The sequence below is a fragment of the Lysobacter sp. Root916 genome (genome assembly GCF_001429785.1).
Classification (GTDB): domain Bacteria; phylum Pseudomonadota; class Gammaproteobacteria; order Xanthomonadales; family Xanthomonadaceae; genus Lysobacter.
Genome location: NZ_LMJF01000012.1, coordinates 602,580 through 622,827 on the forward strand (window position 1 = coordinate 602,580; position 20,248 = coordinate 622,827).

Genomic DNA, 20,248 nt, shown 5'->3' on the forward strand with positions numbered 1-20,248 from the left:
CTGCATTCGAAGCGGGATGCGTACGAAGCGGAGCTGCATTCGAAGCGGGACTGCATTCGAAGCGGGACTGCATTCGAAGCGGAGCTGCATTCGAAGCGGAAGCCGCGCGCGACGGTATCGAAGCGCACCGCTCTTAACCTCCCCCTTTGAAAAAGGGGGATTGAGGGGGATTTGCTTCTCCCCCCAGCGGATTCAATGATCGCGGCTGACCGCGTACCTCGCCAGCCCGCGCAGCGCCGCCGTGTAGTCGTTCTCGTCCAGGCCTTCCAGTGCGGTCTCGGCGGCGTCGGCGTAGTCGCGCGCGCGCTGGCGGCTGTAGTCCAGGCCACCGGTGGCCTGGATCGCGGCCATCACGTCCGGCATCGCGTCGGTGTCGCCGTGCTCGACCGCCGCGCGCAGGCGCGCGCGCGCCGCGTCGTCGCTGTGCGCGATGGCGTGGATCAGCGGCAAGGTGGCCTTGCCCTCGGCGAGGTCGTCGCCGAGGTTCTTGCCCAGGGTCTGCGCGTCGGACGCGTAGTCGAGCACGTCGTCGGCGATCTGGAAGGCGTAGCCCAGGGCCATGCCGTAATCGTGCAGGCGCTGCTGGGTGGCCGGGTCGGCGCCGGACAGCAGCGCGCCCAGGCGGGTCGCAGCGGCGAACAACACCGCGGTCTTGCGCTCGATCACGCGCAGGTAGGCGCCTTCGTCGGTATCCGGGTTGCGCACGTGCAGCAGCTGCAGCACCTCGCCCTCGGCGATGGCATTGGTGGTGTCGGCCAGGATCTTCATCACTTCCATCCGGTCCAGTTCGACCATCAGCTGGAAGCTACGCGAATACAGAAAGTCGCCGACCAGCACGCTGGCGGCGTTGCCCCAGACCGCGTTGGCGGTCTTGCGGCCGCGGCGCAGGTCGGATTCGTCGACCACGTCGTCGTGCAGCAGGGTGGCGGTGTGGATGAACTCGACCACCGCCGCCAACTGGTGCGCGTCCGGGCCGCGGTGGCCCAGGGCGCCGGCCGCCAACAACAGCAGCATCGGCCGCAGGCGCTTGCCGCCGGCACCGACGATGTACTCGGCGACCTGGTTGATCAGGACCACGTCCGAGGCCAGCCGGCGCCGGATCAGGGCATCGACCGCCGCCATGTCGTCTCGGGCCAGGGATTGGATGGTCGCCAGGTCAGGGACGGACAGGGACGGTGCGCTGGAGGGCATGGGACGGCCGATGCGGTGGGGATGGAAAGTATAGGGCGCGGCCGTGTTCGGCCGAATGCCCGGTGTTTTCCAGCGTAGGTCGGATGGGCGCATCGGGGACGAGGGGGCGCCCTGCTAATACGCATAAAAATCACACTTTATATGTGCGTTTTGAGCCACGCACTTTGCGCAATCAGTGGTTTATAGGGAGTTTCCCTATTCAATAAGTCACAAAAGTGACGTACAACGGCGGCATCTGACCTGTACGCCTGGCACACCTGACGGTGACTCCAGCGGAAGGTTAGTGTGCGCTTGGTTGCAGGTGTTGTGTGATGGATGGCACACTATTTGCAACGTACTCCCGGAAGCCAAGGCCGACGGGGGCGCGTAGTGCGGAAGGGGAGACAGGGACAGGTCGCTCATTGCGTCCGCGCGAACCGGGGCTCAGGCAAAGGGCTGAGCACGGAATTGGCACATGTTGGGTACCTATTTGGTACCTGGGGGCTTCAACCAAAGTCACGCAGCTCGAGTACGCACGACGAGGAGTCGGGCGTGGTCGGCGCGATGGCGCGCAGCGCACGAAATCTCATGACCGAAGCAATGCCTACTTGCGTCGTAACGCGCGACAGCGCCCGCCGCATCCGTCGTTCGCTCGCGCTATGCGCGTCGTGGGCCTTGCTGTGGGTCGCCGGCTCGGTATCCGCCGCGACTACCGGCACTTGGGCGACGCCCGGCAACTCGGCCAACGCGACCGCGGCGGGCGTCACCGTGAACTGGGCCGGTGCGATCGGCGGCGGCAGCCCCTACGGCAACGACACGTTCAACACCACCAACTTCTGGAACAACCCCTACACGGGTACGGTCGCCGGCGCCAACGCGCTGCTCATGACGATCCCTCCCAACACCTACACCATCACCGTCACCTTCAGCAAAGCCGTGGACAACCCGGTGCTGCATATGGACCGCATCGGCGGTTCCTCGGGCGGCCTGAACAACTCCTCCTTGTGGACCCTGAGCAGTAGCGTGTCCACCGGCGGCACCGTCGGTCTGACCCGACTCAGCGGAAACTCGGTATTCACCGTTACCGGCAACAGCTTCCAGCGCACGACCGGTGGCGTCGCCGCCGCCAGCATCGAATGCAGCACCACCGCCGCCAACGGCACCGGTTGCGGTTCGATCCGTTTCGACGGCACCGGCATCACCAGCCTGACCTTCACCGTTTCCGCCATCGATCCGGGCGGCGGCAGCGGCGGCGACGGCCTGGAAGTGATCTGGTCGCTCGCCGGCTCCGACCTGCGCATCGTCAAGCAGACCCTGGCCAACACCGGCAGCTTCCCCTTCACCGGTACCAATGGCGTGGGTTCGCCGACGCTCAATACCGCGACCCTCAATCCTCAGACCTCGGCGGTGTTCCCGATCACCAATCACGCCGCGGCGATCAGCGTCACCGAAACCGCGGTGGCCGGCTTCGTTCTGCAGTCGGCGACTTGCCGCGATCAGAGCAACGCGGTGGTGACCTCGTCGCTGGCCGGCAACGCGCTGACCATCGCCACCGCCAACTACCGCGCCAACCAGAACATCACCTGCACCTTCGTCAACGCGACCACGTCCGATCTGACGATCGCCAAGAGCGATGTCGCCACCAGCTACACGCCGGGCGGCACCACCAGCTACACGCTGATCGCGCGCAACTTCGGCGCGCTGACGATCACCGCCGCACAGATCGCCGACACGCTGCCTGCCGGCGCGACCTTGTCGGGTCCGTGGAGCTGCGCCGCCAGCGCGGGTTCCAGCTGCAGCGTCGCCAACGGCGGCGCCGTCGGCGGTAACACCGTTTCGCTCACCGTGAACCTGCTTGCCAACGGCACGGCCACCATCACCGTACCGGTGGCGTTCAACGCCAACGCCGGCGCTTACTGACCCTGTCTGGGCCTACGCATGAAGACTGCCAACACCCGCCCGCTCGCTCGCCCGCTGCATAACCGCCGCGAGGAGGGCGTGGGAACGCGTCTGTCCCGGACCGTGTCGCGTATCGCACTCGCCGCGATGCTGCTGTTCGCGGCCCCGCTGGCGTTGGCCCAGGTCTTCCCACCGTCGCTGAGCAACACGGCGTCGATTTCGCCACCCAGCGGCGTCACCAACAGCGGCGCTTCGTGCACCGGCGCCGGCCGCAGCTTCAGCGCCGGCGTCTGCTCTTCCACCGACACCAATACCCTGGCGGCCTCGTCCGATCTGGCGATCAGCAAGACCGGCACCGCCGCCGTCAATCAGGGCGGCACGGTCACCTACACGATCCGCGCCTGGAACAACGGCCTCAGCGGCTCGCTGGCCGCAACCATCGCCGACACCGTGCCGGCCAATCTGACCTCGGTCAGCTGGACCTGCGCCGGCACCGGCGCGGGCTCTACCTGTAGCGCGGCCAGCGGCACCGGCAACACCATCAGCCTGACCGCCAACCTGCCGGTCGACACCGGCGCGACCACCACGCCGGACACCGCTTTCGTCACCGTCACTGTCACGGGCACCGCGACCACGCCGGGCGCGATCACCAACACCGCGACGATCGCCGCGCCGGCCGGTGCCACCGACCCGACCCCGGGCAACAACAGCAGCTCCGCCAATACCACGATCACCGCGCTGAGCGATCTGGCGATCAGCAAGACCGGTACCGCCACCGTCAATCAGGGTGGCGCGGTCAGCTACACCATCCGCGTCTGGAACAACGGCCCGAGCGCCGTCACCGGCGCCAGCATCGCCGACACCGTGCCGGCCAATCTGACCTCGGTCAGCTGGACCTGCGCCGGCACCGGCGCGGGCTCCACCTGCAGCGCGGCCAGCGGCACCGGCAACACCATTGCGTTGACCGCCAACCTGCCGGTCGACACCGGCGCGGCCACCTCGGCCGACACCAGCTTCGTCACCATCACCGTGACCGGCACGGCGACCACGCCGGGTGCGATCACCAATACCGCGACGGTGGCGGCCCCGGCCGGCACCAGCGATCCGACCGCCGGCAACAACAGCAGCGCGGCCAACACCACCATCGTGGCGCTGGCGGATCTGGCGATCACCAAGGGCGTGTCCAACAGCACCCCGGCCGTGGGCACCAACGTCACGTTCACGCTGACCGTCACCAACAACGGCCCATCGGCCGCGGCTGCGGTGTCGGTCGCCGACCTGCTGCCGGCCGGCTACACCTATGTGTCCGATAACGGCGCGGGTGCCTATGTGTCCGGCACCGGCGTGTGGACCATCGGCTCGCTCAACAACGGCGCCAGCGCTTCGTTGCAGATCGTGGCGACCGTGCGCGCGACCGGGCCCTACGCCAATACCGCGACGGTCACCTCGACCACCAGCGATCCGACCCCGGGCAACAACACCGCGACCTCGACGCCGGTCCCGGTGGCCTCGGCCGACCTGTCCATCATCAAGGGCGTGTCCAACAGCACGCCGGTGGTGGGCAGCAACGTCACGTTCACCCTGACGGTCACCAACAACGGCCCGTCCGCCGCCGCCGCCGTGTCGGTCGCCGACCTGCTGCCGGCCGGCTACACCTATGTCTCGAACAACGGTGGCGGCGCTTATGTGCCGGGCACGGGCGTCTGGACCATCGGTACGCTCGCCAACGGCGCCAGCGCTTCGCTGCAGATCGTGGCGACGGTGCGCGCGACCGGGCCCTACGCCAACACGGCGACGGTGACCTCGATCACCAACGACCCGACGCCTGGCAACAACACCAGTACCTCGACGCCGGTGCCGGTCGCTTCGGCCGACCTGTCCATCGTCAAGGGCGTGTCGAACAGCGCGCCGGCCGTGGGCACCAACGTCACGTTCACCCTGACGGTCACCAACAACGGTCCCTCGGCCGCGGCCGCAGTGTCGGTCGCCGACCTGCTGCCGGCCGGTTACACCTACGTGTCCGACAACGGCGGCGGCGCTTATGTGTCCGGCACCGGCGTCTGGACCATCGGCACGCTGGCCAACGGCGCCAACGCATCGCTGCAGATCGTCGCGACCGTGCGCGCGACGGGCCCCTACGCCAATACGGCGACCGTCACCTCGACCACCAACGACCCGACCCCGGGCAACAACACCAGCACCTCGACGCCGGTGCCCGTGGTGTCGTCCGACCTGTCCATCGTCAAGGGCGTGTCCAACAGCACCCCGACCGTGGGCAGCAACGTCACGTTCACGCTGACCGTCACCAACAACGGTCCGTCGCCCGCGACGGGCGTGTCGGTCGCCGACCTGCTGCCGAACGGCTACACCTATGTGTCCGACAACGGCGCGGGCGCTTACGTGTCCGGCACCGGCGTGTGGACCATCGGCAACCTGGCCAACGCCGCTTCGACTTCGTTGCAGATCGTGGCGACCGTGCGCGCGACGGGCACCTACGCCAACACGGCGACGGTGTCCTCGACCTCCAACGACCCGACCCCGGGCAACAACACCAGCACTTCGACGCCGACCCCGGTGGCTTCGGCCGACCTGTCCATCGTCAAGGGCGTGTCGAACAGCACGCCGGCCGTGGGCACCAATGTCACCTTCACCCTGACCGTCACCAACAACGGTCCCTCGGCCGCGGCCGCGGTCTCCGTCGCCGACCTGCTGCCGGATGGCTACACCTACGTGTCGGACAACGGCGCGGGCGCTTATGTGCCCGGTACCGGCGCCTGGACCATCGGTGCGCTCGCCAACGGCGCCAGCACCTCGCTGCAGATCGTCGCGACCGTGCGCGCGGCCGGCCCGTACGCCAACACGGCCACGGTCAGCTCGACCACCAACGACCCGACCCCGGGCAACAACACCAGCACCTCGACGCCGGTGCCGGTGGCCTCGGCCGACCTGTCCATCGTCAAGGGCGTGTCCAACAGCACGCCGGTGGTGGGCAGCAACGTCACCTTCACCCTGACGGTCACCAACAACGGCCCCTCGGCCGCCGCGGCTGTTGCCGTCGCCGATCTGCTGCCCAGCGGTTACACCTATGTCTCCGACAACGGTGCGGGCGCGTACGTGTCCGGCACCGGTGTGTGGACCGTCGGCAGCCTGGCCAACGGCGCCAGCGCTTCCTTGCAGATCGTGGCCACCGTGCGCGCCACCGGCACCTACGCCAACACCGCGACCGTGTCGTCGACCACCAACGACCCGACCCCGGGCAACAACACCTCGACCTCGACGCCGACGCCGGTGGCCTCGGCCGACCTGTCCATCGTCAAGGGCGTGTCGAATAGCACGCCGATCGTGGGTACGAACGTTACCTTCACCCTGACCGTCACCAACAACGGTCCGTCCAGCGCGGCCGCTGTGTCGGTCGCCGACCTGCTGCCGAACGGTTACACCTACGTGTCCGACAACGGTGGCGGCGCATACGTGCCGGGCACCGGTGCCTGGACCATCGGCACGCTCGCCAACGGCGCTAGCGCTTCGCTGCAGATCGTGGCGACCGTGCGAGCGACGGGCACCTATGCCAACACCGCAACGGTCACCTCGACCACCAATGATCCGACGCCCGGCAACAACACCAGCACCTCGACGCCGACGCCGGGCGCCTCGGCCGACCTGTCCATCGTCAAGGGCGTGTCGAACAGCGCGCCGGTCGTGGGTACGAACGTTACCTTCACCCTGACCGTCACCAATAACGGTCCGTCCAGCGCGGCTGCGGTGTCGGCCGCCGATCTGCTGCCCAACGGCTACACCTATGTGTCGGACAACGGTGGCGGCGCATACGTGCCTGGCACCGGTGCCTGGACCATCGGCACGCTCGCCAACGGCGCCAGCGCTTCGCTGCAGATCGTGGCGACCGTGCGCGCGACGGGCRCCTAYGCCAACACCGCAACGGTCACCTCGACCACCAACGATCCGACACCGGGCAACAACACCAGCACCTCGACTCCGGTCCCGGTCGCTTCGGCGGACCTGGTCATGGTCAAGTCCGTCGACAATGCGACCCCGACGGTAGGTAACAACGTCGTGTTCACGCGGTAACAACGTCGTGTTCACGCTGACGGTCACCAACAATGGTCCGTCCGCCGCGACGGCCGTCTCGGTCGCCGACCTGCTGCCGAGCGGCTACACCTACGTCTCCGACAACRGCGCRGGYGCTTACGTCTCCGGCACTGGCGTGTGGACGATCGGTAGCCTGGCCAACGGCGCGTCTGCTTCGTCAACCTGGCCAACGGTGCGTCGACCTCGTTGCWGATCACCGCAACGGTCAAYGCSACSGGCRCCTACGCCAACACCGCRACRGTCACCTCGACCACYAACGATCCGACGCCGGGCAACAACACCAGCACCTCGACGCCGACCCCGGTCGCGTCCGCCGACTTGGTCATGGCCAAGTCGGTCGATAATGCGACYCCGACGGTRGGTAACAACGTCGTGTTCACGCTGACGGTMACCAACAACGGCCTGTCGGCTGCGGCTGGCGTCTCGGTCGCCGACCTGCTGCCGARCGGCTACACCTACGTCTCCGACAACGGYGCGGGYGCTTACGTCTCCGGCACTGGCGTGTGGACGATCGCAACCTGGCCAACGGTGCGTCGACCTCGTTGCTGATCACCGCAACGGTCAACGCCACCGGCACCTACGCCAACACCGCGACGGTCACCTCGACCACCACCGACCCGACCCCGGGCAACAACACGTCGACCTCGACCCCGACCCCGGCGGCTTCGGCCGATCTGGCGATCGTCAAGGGCGTGTCGAACGCCAACCCGAATGTCGGCGACAGCGTCACCTTCACCCTGACCGTCACCAACAACGGTCCGTCCGCCGCCACCAGCGTGTCGGTGACCGACCTGCTGCCGGCCGGCTACACCTACGTGTCCGACGACAGCGCGGGCGCGTACGTGCCGGGCACCGGCGCCTGGACCATCGGCAACCTCGCCAACGGCGCCAGCGTCGCGCTGAACATCGTGGTCACCGTCAACGCCGCCGGCCCGTACGCGAACACCGCGACGGTGACCTCGGCCACCAACGATCCGACCCCGGGCAACAACACCAGCACCTCGACGCCGGGCCCGGTCCCGACCGCCGACCTCGCCATCGTCAAGGGCGTGTCGAATGCGAACCCGGTCGTGGGCACGAATGTCGTGTTCACGCTGACGGTCACCAACAACGGCCCGTCGCCGGCGGCGGCGGTGTCGGTCGCCGACCTGCTGCCGAACGGCTACACCTACGTCTCCGACAACGGTGCAGGCGCTTACGTGTCCGGCACCGGTGTGTGGACCATCGGTAGCCTGGCCAACGGTGCGTCGACCTCGCTGCAGATCACCGCGACGGTCAATGCCACGGGTACCTACCTCAACACCGCGACCGTTTCGTCCACCACCAACGATCCGACCCCGGGCAACAACACCGGTACGGCCACGACCACGCCGGTCGCCTCGGCGGATCTGGCGATGGCCAAGTCGGTCGATAACGCGACCCCGACGGTGGGCACGAACGTGGTGTTCACGCTGACGGTGACCAACAACGGTCCGTCGGCCTCGGCCGGCGTCTCGGTCGCCGACCTGCTGCCGAACGGCTACACCTACGTCTCCGACAACGGTGCGGGCGCTTACGTATCCGGCACCGGCGTGTGGACGATTGGCAACCTGGCCAACGGTGCGTCGACCTCGCTGCAGATCACCGCGACGGTCAACGCCACGGGCACGTATCTGAACTCGGCGACGGCAACCTCGACCACCAACGATCCGACCACGACCAACAACACCGGTACGGCCACGACCACGCCGGTCGCCTCGGCCGATCTGGTCATGGCCAAGTCGGTGGACAACGCGACCCCGACCGTCGGCACGAACGTCGTGTTCACGCTGACGGTGACCAACAACGGTCCGTCGGCCTCGGCCGGCGTCTCGGTCGCCGACTTGCTGCCGAATGGCTACACCTATGTCTCCGACAACGGTGCGGGCGCTTACGTGTCCGGCACCGGCGTGTGGACCATCGGCAACCTGGCCAACGGCGCCAACGCTTCGCTGCAGATCACCGCGACGGTCAACGCCACGGGTACCTATCTCAACACCGCGACCGCTTCGTCCACTACCAACGATCCGACCACGACCAACAACACTGGCACGGCCACGACGACCCCGGTCGCCTCGGCCGATCTGGTCATGGCCAAGTCGGTCGATAATGCGACCCCGACGGTGGGCACCAACGTCGTGTTCACCCTGACGGTGACAAACAACGGCCCGTCGGCCTCGGCCGGCGTCTCGGTCGCCGACTTGCTGCCGAATGGCTACACCTATGTCTCCGATAACGGTGCGGGCGCTTATGTCTCCGGCACCGGCGTGTGGACNAACGCGACCCCGACCGTSGGCACGAACGTCGTGTTCACSCTGACGGTGACCAACAACGGTCCGTCGGCCTCGGCCGGCGTCTCGGTCGCCGACTTGCTGCCGAATGGCTACACCTATGTCTCCGATAACGGTGCGGGCGCTTATGTCTCCGGCACCGGYGTGTGGACSATYGGYARCCTGGCCAACGGTGCGTCGACCTCGCTGCAGATCACCGCGACGGTCAACGCCACGGGTACCTACGCCAACACCGCGACGGTGACCTCGACCACCAACGATCCGACCACGACCAACAACACCTCGCTGCAGATCACCGCGACGGTCAACGCCACGGGTACCTACGCCAACACCGCGACGGTGACCTCGACCACCAACGATCCGACCACGACCAACAACACCGGYACGGCCACSACSACSCCGGTCGCCTCGGCCGATCTGGTCATGGCGAAGTCGGTCGATAACGCGACTCCGACGGTGGGCACGAACGTCGTGTTCACCCTGACCGTCACCAACAACGGTCCGTCGGCCTCGGCCGGCGTCTCGGTCGCCGACTTGCTGCCGAATGGCTACACCTATGTCTCCGATAACGGTGCGGGCGCTTATGTCTCCGGCACCGGCTCGCTGCAGATCACCGCGACGGTCAACGCCACGGGTACCTACGCCAACACCGCGACGGTGACCTCGACCACCAACGATCCGACCACGACCAACAACACYGGCACGGCCACCACGACCCCGGTCGCCTCGGCSGATCTGGCGATGGCCAAGTCGGTCGATAACGCGACCCCGACCGTGGGCACGAACGTCGTGTTCACCCTGACGGTGACCAACAACGGTCCGTCGGCCTCGGCCGGCGTCTCGGTCGCCGACCTGCTGCCGAATGGCTACACCTATGTCTCCGATAACGGTGCGGGCGCTTAYGTSTCCGGCACCGGCGTGTGGACCATCGGCAACCTGGCCAATGGCGCCAGCGCTTCGCTGCAGATCACCGCGACGGTCAACGCCACGGGCACGTATCTGAACTCGGCGACGGCAACCTCGACCACCAAYGATCCGACCACGACCAACAACACCGGCACGGCCACGACGACCCCGGTGGCTTCGGCCGACCTGTCGATCGACAAGGACGATGCCGGCGCCTCGGTCGTACCGGGCAACAATGTGGTCTACACGATCACCGTCGCCAACGCCGGTCCTTCGGCGGCGTCCTCGATCGTGGTCAGCGACGCCATCCCGGCGGGTCTGAACTTCGTCAGCGCAAGCGGCGCCGGCTGGGCCTGCGTGAACAACGCCGGCACCGTGGAATGCTCGCGTCCGACCCTGGCCGCGGGCGCCAATGCCGCGATCACTCTGACCCTGGCGGTGCCGTCCAACTACGGCGGCGCGTCCACGATCAGCAACACCGCTAGCGTCAGCAGCGCCACCACCGATCCGAACGGCGGCAACGACAGCGATACCGAGACCACGCCGGTTTCGATTTCGATCGACGCAGTCGACGACTCGGCCGCGGTCCTGCCGTTCGCAGGCGGCACCGTGCCGAACGTGACCGTCAACGACACCACCAACGGCGTCGCCGTCGCGATCGGCGTCAACGCCACCGCGCCGACCGTCGTCAGCAACGGCGGCCTGACCGGTCTGATCGCCAATCCGGACGGCAGCTTCACCGTGCCGGCCGGTTCGACGCCGGGCGCCTACACCGTCACCTACCGCATCTGCACGCTGCCGGCCACCTCGCCGGCCACCTGCGACGATGCCAGCGTGCCGGTCGTGGTCGGCCCGGATGCCGTGGACGACACCGCCACCACGCCGCAGAACACCACGCTCAACGCCACCGTCACCGGCGGCGACAGCGCACCGGTGGGCTCGGCCTACGCACTGGTGACCGGTACCAGCAACGGCACGCTGACCTTCAACGCCGACGGCAGCTACACCTACGTGCCGAATGCCAACTACAGCGGCCCGGACAGCTTCAGCTACCGTCTGTGCCTGCCGGCGCCGAACGGCTCGGTCTGCGATATCGCGACCGTGTCGATCACCGTCGGTGGCAATGCCGTCACCGCGCTCGACGACAGCGCCAGCACGCCGCAGAACACGCCGGTGGGCATCAACGTGATCGGCAACGACACCACCACCGGCGCGCCGCTCAATCCGGCCTCGGTCAGCATCGTCACGGCACCGACCAACGGCAGCGTGACCTGCGACAGCGCGGGTCTATGCACCTACACGCCGAACGCCGGCTTCAGCGGCAGCGACAGCTTCGTGTACCGCGTCTGCGACGTCTCGACGCCGACCCCGGTCTGCGCCAACGCCACCGCCACGGTGACCGTGGCGCAGGCGGTGATCGCGGCCAACGACGACGACTACAGCGGCGCGCCGGTCAACGGCGCCACGGGCTCGGCCAACGTCGGCAACGCGCTGACCAACGACAGCCTCAACGGCGGCGCGGTCGATCTGGCCTTTGTGACCTTCACCGTCAACGACCCGAACACGGGCGATGGCGTCTCGGTCGCGGCCGACGGCACCGTCTCGGTCGCCCCGGGCACCCCGGCCGGTACTTACGTGATTCCGTACCAGCTGTGCGAGACCGCGCGTCCGAGCAACTGCGACACGGCCTCGATCACCGTGGTGGTCGGCGCCGCGCCGATCGACGCGGTCGACGATCCGGTCGCCACCCCGGTCAACGGCAGCACCGGCGCGACCGCCGTGGTCAACGTGCTCGGCAACGACACCCTCAACGGTGGCGCGGCCACGACCAGCAACGTCACCTTGGCGCCGGTCACCAGCGGCCCGCTGACGGTGAATGTCGACGGTACGGTCGATGTCGCGCCGAACACCCCGGCCGGCACTTACACCGTCACCTACCGGATCTGCGAAGTCCTCAACCCGAGCAACTGCGATACCGCCACGGTCACCGTGACGGTCAACGCCGCGCCGATCGACGCGGTCGACGACACCGTCGCCACGCCGATCAACGGCACCACGGGCGGCACCGGTGTGGTGAACGTGCTAGGCAACGACACCCTCAACGGTGGCGCGGCCACGACCGGCAACGTCACCCTGGCGCCGGTCACCAACGGCCCGCTGACGGTGAACGCCGACGGTACGGTAGACGTCGCGCCGAACACCCCGGCCGGTACCTACACCGCGACCTATCGGATCTGCGAAGTGCTCAACCCGAGCAACTGCGATACCGCCACGGTCACGGTCACGGTCAACGCCGCACCGATCGACGCGGTCGACGACACCCTCGCCACGCCGGTCAACGGCAGCACCGGCGGCACCGGCGTGATCAACGTGCTCGGTAACGACACGCTCAACGGCAGCACCCTGAACCCGGCCGACGTCAGCCTGACGCCGGTCACCAGCGGCCCGCTGACGGTGAACGCCAACGGTACGGTCGATGTCGCGCCGAACACCCCGGCCGGCACCTACACCGTCACCTACCGCATCTGCGAAGTGCTGAACCCGAGCAACTGCGATACGGCCGTGGTCACGGTCACCGTGGTCGCTCCCGCGATCACCGCCACCGACGATCTGGTCGGCGGCGGCCGCGGCGTCACCCCGCAGAACACGCCGATCATCACCAGCGTGCTGACCAACGACACGCTCAACGGCGCGCCGATCGATCCGGCCCTGGTCAACATCACCATCGCCAGCAACCCGGCGAACGGCACGGTCGTGGTCAACGGCGACGGCACCGTGACCTATACGCCCAACCCGAACTTCAGCGGCAACGACAGCTACACCTACACGATCTGCGAGAAGCTCAATCCGGCCAACTGCGCCACCGCCACCGTTTCGGTGCTGGTCCAGCCCAACCGGGTCGACGCCGTCGACGACGTGACCAGCACCGATCAGCAGGTGCCGGTGACGATCAGCGTCCTCACCAACGACAGCGTGCTCAGCGCGCCGCTGGATCCGGCCTCGGTCAGCGTGACCGTGGCGCCGACCAACGGCACGGTGAACTGCGTGGCGGGCGTGTGCACCTACACCCCGAACCAGTTCTTCGCCGGTACCGACAGCTTCACCTACCGCGTCTGCGACACCTCGGTGCCGACCCCGGTCTGCGACACCGCCGTGGTCACCATCACGGTGAACGCCAACGCCCCGGTGCTGCGCCTGACCAAGCAGGCGGCTCAGCGCTCGGTGAAGATCGGCGATCTGATCCGCTATACGGTGATCGCCGAGAACGTGGGCGACTCGCCGGCGCGCAACGCGACCCTGGTCGATACGCCGCCCGCGGGCTTCACCTACGTCGACGGCTCGCTCAGCGTGGACGACGAGGACGACGCCGCCAGCGTCGGCGGCACCAATCCGCTGCGCATCAACGGCATCGACGTGGCTATCGGTCAGCGCGCCACCATCGTCTACTTCCTGCGCGTCGGCGCCGGCGTGGGCAAGGGCGTGCACACCAACAGCGTCACCGCGCTCGACGTCAACGGCACCTCGATCGGCAACGTCGCCACCGCCGATGTCGACATGGCCGGCGATCCGCTGCTGGAAGACAGCCTGATCATGGGTACGGTCTACGACGACCGCGACGGCGACGGCTGGCAGGATCCGGCCAAGGCCGGCGGCGTGCGCGTGCAGGGCGGCTTCGCCCCGGGGGCCTACGTCGCGGGTTCGACCACGGTCGATCGCGGCACCGGCCCGCAGCCGGAGCCCGACGCCAGCGCGCCGCTGCTGCACGGCATCGCGATCGGCGACATCGCCGGCCGCAGCTCCAGCGCCGACAGCGCCCAGCGCCGTCAGGTGGTGGTGCGCCAGACCCTGCGCTCGCTCGACTTCAGCGACGACTTCGTCCTGACCACCGACGAGGGCAGCACCGTGCGCATGAACGCCGCCGGTCAGACCACGGTCGAACGCACCCGCGGCGACGCGGCCAAGGGTCTGACCGCGCAGGACCTGCAGGTCACGCGCAAGGTCAGCCAGGTCGCCGACGGCTACGAGGTCTCTTACGTGATCCGCAACGAAGGCATCGACGAACGCGGTATCCCCGGCGTGCGCATCGCCTCGGTGGAAGGCCTGATCATGCAGACCGACGCCTACGGCCGTTACCACCTGGAGGGTATCTCGGGCGGCGACACCGCACGCGGCCGCAACTTCATCCTCAAGGTCGACCAGGCCACGTTGCCGCCGGGCTCGGTGTTCACCACCGAAAACCCGCGCGTGCGCCGCGTGACCCAGGGCGTGCCGACCCGCTTCGACTTCGGCGTCAAGCTGCCCGCCGGCGAGATCCGCGGCGGCAGCAGCCAGACCGATGTCGAGCTGGGCGAGGTGATGTTCGAGGCCGGCAGCGACCAGGTGAAGAGCGATTACGCGCCGATGTTCGGCAAGATCGCCCAGCGCCTGCGCGATGCCGACGGCGGCAGCGTCACCATCACCGCTCAGGCTGAAGGCGAGGCGCTGGCGTTCGCCCGCGCCCATGCGGTGCAGGCGGCGCTGAGCAAGGAACTGGAACCGGACCTCGCCGAAAAGGTCCGCATCGACGTGGTCGCGGGCACCGACGCCACGGCGCTGGTCAGCCTGGACCAGGCGATCAAGCTCGGCGAGCTGCTGTTCGACACCGACCAGGCCACGATTCGTCCGCAGTACCGCGGCCTGATCTCGGAAATCGCCAAGACCCTCAACCGCGAAGGTCGCGGTGTGATCGGTATCGTCGGCCGCGCCGATCCGCGCGGCGCCAACGCCTACAACGTCCAGCTCGGCATGCGCCGCGCCAAGGCCGTGTACGAGGCGATATCGGCCGAGCTCGAGCCGAAGGTGAGACAGAAGGTGCGAGTGGACATAACTGACGATACCAACGCCCCCGTCGGCGTGGGCGGCCGCTGAGGACATGGCCATGAAGATGAAAATGAAGCTTCTGGACATGACCCTGATCGGCCTGCTCTCGGCCGGCGCCGCCGGCCCGTCGCTGGCTCAGGACGCGGCACCAAAGTCGGAAGGCGAGGGCGCCGCGGCACGTTGCGACGGCGGCGAATGCCGCAGCGACGAAGGCCTGCTGTTCCGCGTGCGCACCCGAGGCGAAGAGCGCCCGGTCGCGCAGGGCGAGGACGCCGACGCGTTGCAACGCAATCGTCGCGTCGATGTGGTGCGCGAGGACGTGCTGCCCGGCAGCGCCAAGATCGCCGGCCGCTTCAGCATCGACCTGCCTAACGGCGGCGTGATCTGGGCCACCGAAGATCCCACCCTCGGCCGCCCCGTGCTCGACGTGCAGGGCGGTTCGACCGTGCCCTTCGAGAACGGCCGCATCGCCAAGCCGCTGCGCTTCCACGGCTACACCAACTACGCCTCGTTCATCGACAAGATCGAAGTCACCGTGTACCGCGGCAGCGACGCCGACCTGGTCACGCCGCTGGCCAAGATCGACCTGCCGGTGGCCAACGTCACCGACCAGGAATGGGATGGCGCCCTGCCGGCCGATCTCAACCTGCAGCCGGGCGACGAGCTGATTTACGTCGCCCGCGCCTACGGCAAGGACGGCACTTTCGACGAAACCGTCGGCAAGCGCGTGCAATTGGTGCGTCCGGAAGACTACGAGCGCGGTATCCAGGTGCTGCGCGACGAAAACCAGCGCTCGCTGGGCAAGGCGCTGGACATCGAGGACGCCGAGTCGCAGGGCATCGAGAACGCGATCTACGGGCGCAGCTCGCTGCGCATCCAGAACATCCCGATCTACGGCTCGCGCGTGCGCATCTACGGCCGCGACATCCCGCGCGATACCCAGCTCACCATCAACGGCGAAACCTTCCCGATCGACCTCGAGCGCAAGTTCGTGGCCGAGTTCCTGGAGCCGATCGGCCGTCACGGCTACGACGTAGCGGTCAAGCCGCGCGGCGGCGCGCCGTTGCAGCACCGCCTCGACGTCGACGTCACCGGCAAGTACGCCTTCCTGGTCGCGCTGGCCGATGTCACCGTGTCCGAGAACAACGTCAGCGGCAACATCGAACCGCTGGCCGGCGACGAACGCTACGACAAGGACTTCATCAGCGAAGGCCGCCTGGCGTTCTATTTGAAGGGCAAGGTCAAGGGCAAGTACCTGATCACCGCCCAGGCCGACACCCGCGAGCGCGAGATCAAGCAGCTGTTCAACGGCTTCTTCGATGCCGACGCCCAGGACGTGTTCCGCCGCCTCGACCCGGACCTGTACTACCCGGTCTACGGCGACGACTCCAGCACCTACCGCGACGTCGATACCCAGGGCCGTTTGTACGTGCGCGTGGACTGGGACCAAAACCAGGCGTTGTGGGGCAACTTCAACACCGGCATCACCGGTACCGAGTACGGTCAGTACGACCGCTCGCTGTACGGCGCGGCGCTGTCCTGGCGTTCGCGCGCCACCACCCAGCTCGGCGCGCCCAAGAGCGAAGTGCGCGCGTTCGGTTCCGAAGCGCAGAGCGCCTACGGCCACACCGAGTTCCTCGGCACCGGCGGCAGCCTGTACTACCTCAAGCACACCGACGTGCTGCCGGGTTCGGACAAGGTCACCCTGGAAATCCGCGATCGCACCACCGGCCGCACCGAGAGCCGCGTGGACCTGCAGCGCGGCGCCGACTACGAGATCGATGAGCTGCAGGGTCGCCTGATCCTGACCCGTCCGCTGGCCCAGGTCACGCGCGAGAACGTGCGCACCCTGACCCGCGACAACCCGCTCGACGGCTACACCCAACTGCTGCTGGTCGATTACGAATACGTGCCGGTCGGCTTCGATGCCGACGACGTCAGCGCCGGTTTCCGCGGCAAGCAGTGGTTCGGCGAGCACGTCGCGGTGGGCGGCACCTACATCGACGAGAACCGACGTGGCGACGACTACACCCTGAAGGGCGCGGATCTGACCCTGCAGGCCGGTCGCGGCACCTACCTGAAGCTGGAACAGACCCGCAGCGAATCCACCGTCGCGCCGATCTTCTATTCCGACAACGGCGGTCTCAGCTTCATCCAGCGCAATCCGACCACCGCTGCGCGCAGCGGCGAAGCCAAGGCCGTCGAGGCGCGCGCGAACTTCAAGGAGCTGGGCTGGACCGATCGCGATTGGAGCGTGGGTGCCTGGTGGCGCGACGTCGACGCCGGCTTCTCGGTCTCGCGCGCGGACACCGGCCTGGATATCGAGGAATACGGCGCCGAGTTCCTGGGCTACTTCACCGACAACTTCAGCCTGTACGGCAAGTACTCGCGCGCCGAACGCGGCGCCGAGGCCCTGGAGCAGAGCCAGCTGACCGCCGATTGGCGCATCACCAACGACACCCAGCTGGGCGCCGAGCTGCGTCGCGTGCGCGAAGAGCGCCTCAGCGGCACCGCCGACGCCCTGTTGGCGGCCGTGAGCTACCGCCGCCGCTTCGGTTCCTCGCTGGAGCTGTACGGCGTCGGCCAGTTCACAGCCGACGACGACAATGGCGCCTACGACCGCAACAACCTGATCACCCTGGGCGGCAAGTACCTGTTCGGCGATCGTTCCAGCGTTGGCGCCGAAGTCAGCGGTGGCAGCCGCGGCCACGGCGGCAAGGTCGAGGCCGAGTACCGCCTCAAGCCCGACCACACGATCTACGGCGCCTACAGCTACAGCACCGACACCACCGCCACCGATCCGCTGTTCAACCGCGATCTGCAGAACGGTTGGACCCTCGGCCAGCGCTGGCGTCTGAGCAACCAGGTCAACCTGTTCAACGAAAGCCAGTTCCTCAAGGACCCCAGCGACAACAGCCAGGGCATCGTCCACACCTACGGCATGGACTTCTATCCGTCCGAAGGCTGGAACATCGGCTTCACCATCATGGACGGCGAACTGGACGCCACCACCGGTCGCGTCGACCGTCGCGCCTACAGCGTCAGCGGCGGCCGCACCGACGAAATCGCCCAGTGGAACAGCAAGCTGGAGTACCGCAAGGACACCGGTGCCGAGCAGCGCGAGCAGTGGGTCACCACCAATCGCCTGTTCTACAAGGTCAACGAAGACCTGCGCCTGGCCCTGCGCGCCAATTACGCCGATACCCAGGACGACCTCAATCCGGCCGAAAGCGCCAAGCTGGCCGAAGCCAACCTCGGCTTCGCCTACCGCCCGCACGACAACACCCGCTGGGGTCTGTTCGGCAAGTACACCTATTTGTACGACCTGGCCACCCTCGGCCAGGACGGCGGCGCCACTTACGACCAGCGCTCGCAGGTGCTGTCGTTCGAAGGCGTCTACCGCATCGACGACAAGTGGGAGGTGGCCGGTAAGCTTGCCAGCCGTTGGGGCGACTACCGCATCGGTCGCGGCGAAGGCCAGTGGCTGGACAGCCGCGCCGACTTCGCCGCCGGCCAGCTGCGCTATCACCTGATCGCCAAGTGGGAAGGTCTGGTCGAGTACCGCTGGCTGCAGGTCAAGGACGGCGGCGACAAGCGCGGCTGGCTGATCGGCCTGGATCGCCAGCTCGGCGACAACTTCAAGGTCGGCGTGGGCTACAACTTCACCGACTTCAGCGACGACCTGACCGATCTGAAATACGACAACAAGGGCTGGTTCTTGAATCTGGCGGGTTATTACTGACCCGCCGTCTTCGGAGGCTCCAACAAACGCCGCGGCCTCCGCGGCGTTTTTTTTGCTCCAGGCAGGGGCGTGGGGCCTGCGATGCCAACCCAATGGACGCGACGCCAGCGCTGTGGGAGCGGCGAGGGCCGCGACCGCCCCGTTCGCGGCGAATGCTGGAGCGCACCGGCGTGGCGCATCGCCCCGAATGCGTCGGCCGTTTCATTGACAAGGCGCAATGCCCACCGGACCATCGCCGCAACGGCCGCTTAGGGCCGTACTCGGCCGTGGCATCCAGGGGGGGCATCCGTGCTCAAGACGCTTTGTATCGCAGCGACGCTCATATTGTCGCTTAGCTCCGCGGCGTATGCCGGCAAGTCCCGGCACGCGACCGCCAATGAATTCTCCAGGCTCACCGTCGCGGGCATGAAGTACGGACTGGCGAAGAGCCACCCGGCCATGGCGACCTGCGTCGGCAAGATCAGCGACTACGCTCTCAGCGAAGCCTATCAATCCGTCATCGTCCGCACGATGCCCGCGGCCGACATCGTCAAGTTGGATTCCTTCTTCGGCACTTCGCTCGGCACGCGTTGGACCGACGACAACATCCGCTTCGGACAGACAGGTGGCGCCTCCCATAGCGAATTCAGCAAGGACGAACTGAAGCAGATCACACCCATCGTCAGCATGCCGTCCTACATCAAGCTGCAAGAGGTCGCGGCGTCGGGGGATCCGGTGGTCCAGAAGGCCGCTATGAAAGCGCTGGATCCATGTCAGTGAACCTACGTACGCCGACCTCCGCTCTGGCGCGGATGGGTTGACAGCCTTCGAGCGCCGGTCCGAGTATTGAGCGCGGCGCCCCGATGCGGGGCGATTCGCGTCGGCAAACGTCGATGTTGGAGGCGATATGTGCAGGAATATCCGGACGCTGTACAACTTCGAGCCGCCGGCCACGCACGAGGAGATTCGTGCGTCGGCGTTGCAGTTCGTTCGTAAATTGAGCGGATTCAATGCCCCGTCGAAGGCGAACGAAGAAGCCTTCAACCTGGCCGTGAAGCAAGTCAGCGAGGCTGCGGCCACGCTCATCAACTCGTTGACCACGTTCAGCCCGCCCAAGAGCCGCGAGATCGAGCGCGGCAAGGCCGCGGAGCTTTCGGCCAAGCGCTTTGGCGCGCCCAAGCCGTCCGGCGATCCATTCAAGTCGAAGTCGCGCCGGGGCGCGGCCTAGGCCGAGCGTCCGGGCGCCAGGGGAAGCGCATGAATCGAACGACGACGG

The 20,248-nt window shown here is 67.4% G+C and carries 6 protein-coding genes and 1 pseudogene; 6 read left to right on the top strand and 1 reads right to left on the bottom strand.

Annotated elements, in window-relative coordinates:
* Positions 1-192: 192 nt before the first annotated feature.
* Entirely contained in the window at positions 193-1,191 is a 999-nt protein-coding gene (locus tag ASE35_RS12285; RefSeq protein ID WP_057163979.1) for a polyprenyl synthetase family protein, read from the bottom strand.
* 567 nt (positions 1,192-1,758) lie between these two features.
* Here ASE35_RS12285 and ASE35_RS12290 point away from each other — a divergent pair.
* The 6 genes and pseudogenes from ASE35_RS12290 to ASE35_RS12320 all read left to right on the top strand — a co-directional run bounded on the left by ASE35_RS12290 (position 1,759) and on the right by ASE35_RS12320 (position 20,200).
* Positions 1,759-3,090, top strand: coding sequence for a DUF11 domain-containing protein (locus tag ASE35_RS12290; RefSeq protein ID WP_157489426.1), 1,332 nt, complete (start codon positions 1,759-1,761; stop codon positions 3,088-3,090).
* Between the two features lie 18 nt (positions 3,091-3,108).
* Complete coding sequence (locus tag ASE35_RS12295) at positions 3,109-7,155, top strand: DUF11 domain-containing protein (protein ID WP_057163981.1); 4,047 nt, start codon at positions 3,109-3,111, stop codon at positions 7,153-7,155.
* A 2,315-nt stretch (positions 7,156-9,470) separates the two neighbouring features.
* Positions 9,471-15,299 (top strand): annotated as a pseudogene (locus ASE35_RS12305) (Ig-like domain-containing protein); the annotation flags it as partial.
* A gap of 10 nt (positions 15,300-15,309) precedes the next feature.
* Positions 15,310-18,993 carry a hypothetical protein gene (locus ASE35_RS12310; RefSeq protein WP_235570056.1) on the top strand — a complete coding sequence of 1,228 codons (3,684 nt, stop codon included), beginning with the start codon at positions 15,310-15,312 and terminating at the stop codon, positions 18,991-18,993.
* A gap of 288 nt (positions 18,994-19,281) precedes the next feature.
* A complete protein-coding gene (locus ASE35_RS12315) occupies positions 19,282-19,752 on the top strand; it encodes a hypothetical protein (protein ID WP_157489428.1) in 471 nt (156 codons plus the stop codon).
* Positions 19,753-19,879: 127 nt separating this feature from the next.
* Positions 19,880-20,200, top strand: coding sequence for a DUF2277 domain-containing protein (locus ASE35_RS12320; RefSeq protein ID WP_057163984.1), 321 nt, complete (start codon positions 19,880-19,882; stop codon positions 20,198-20,200).
* Positions 20,201-20,248: the final 48 nt, after the last annotated feature.

Excerpts from the sequence above, each read along its gene's own strand:
- ASE35_RS12285 (WP_057163979.1), bottom strand. The coding sequence starts at position 1,191 with ATGCCCTCCAGCGCACCGTCCCTGTCCGTCCCTGACCTGGCGACCATC.
- ASE35_RS12290 (WP_157489426.1), top strand. The coding sequence starts at position 1,759 with ATGACCGAAGCAATGCCTACTTGCGTCGTAACGCGCGACAGCGCCCGC.
- ASE35_RS12310 (WP_235570056.1), top strand. The coding sequence starts at position 15,310 with ATGAAGATGAAAATGAAGCTTCTGGACATGACCCTGATCGGCCTGCTC.
- ASE35_RS12320 (WP_057163984.1), top strand. The coding sequence starts at position 19,880 with ATGTGCAGGAATATCCGGACGCTGTACAACTTCGAGCCGCCGGCCACG.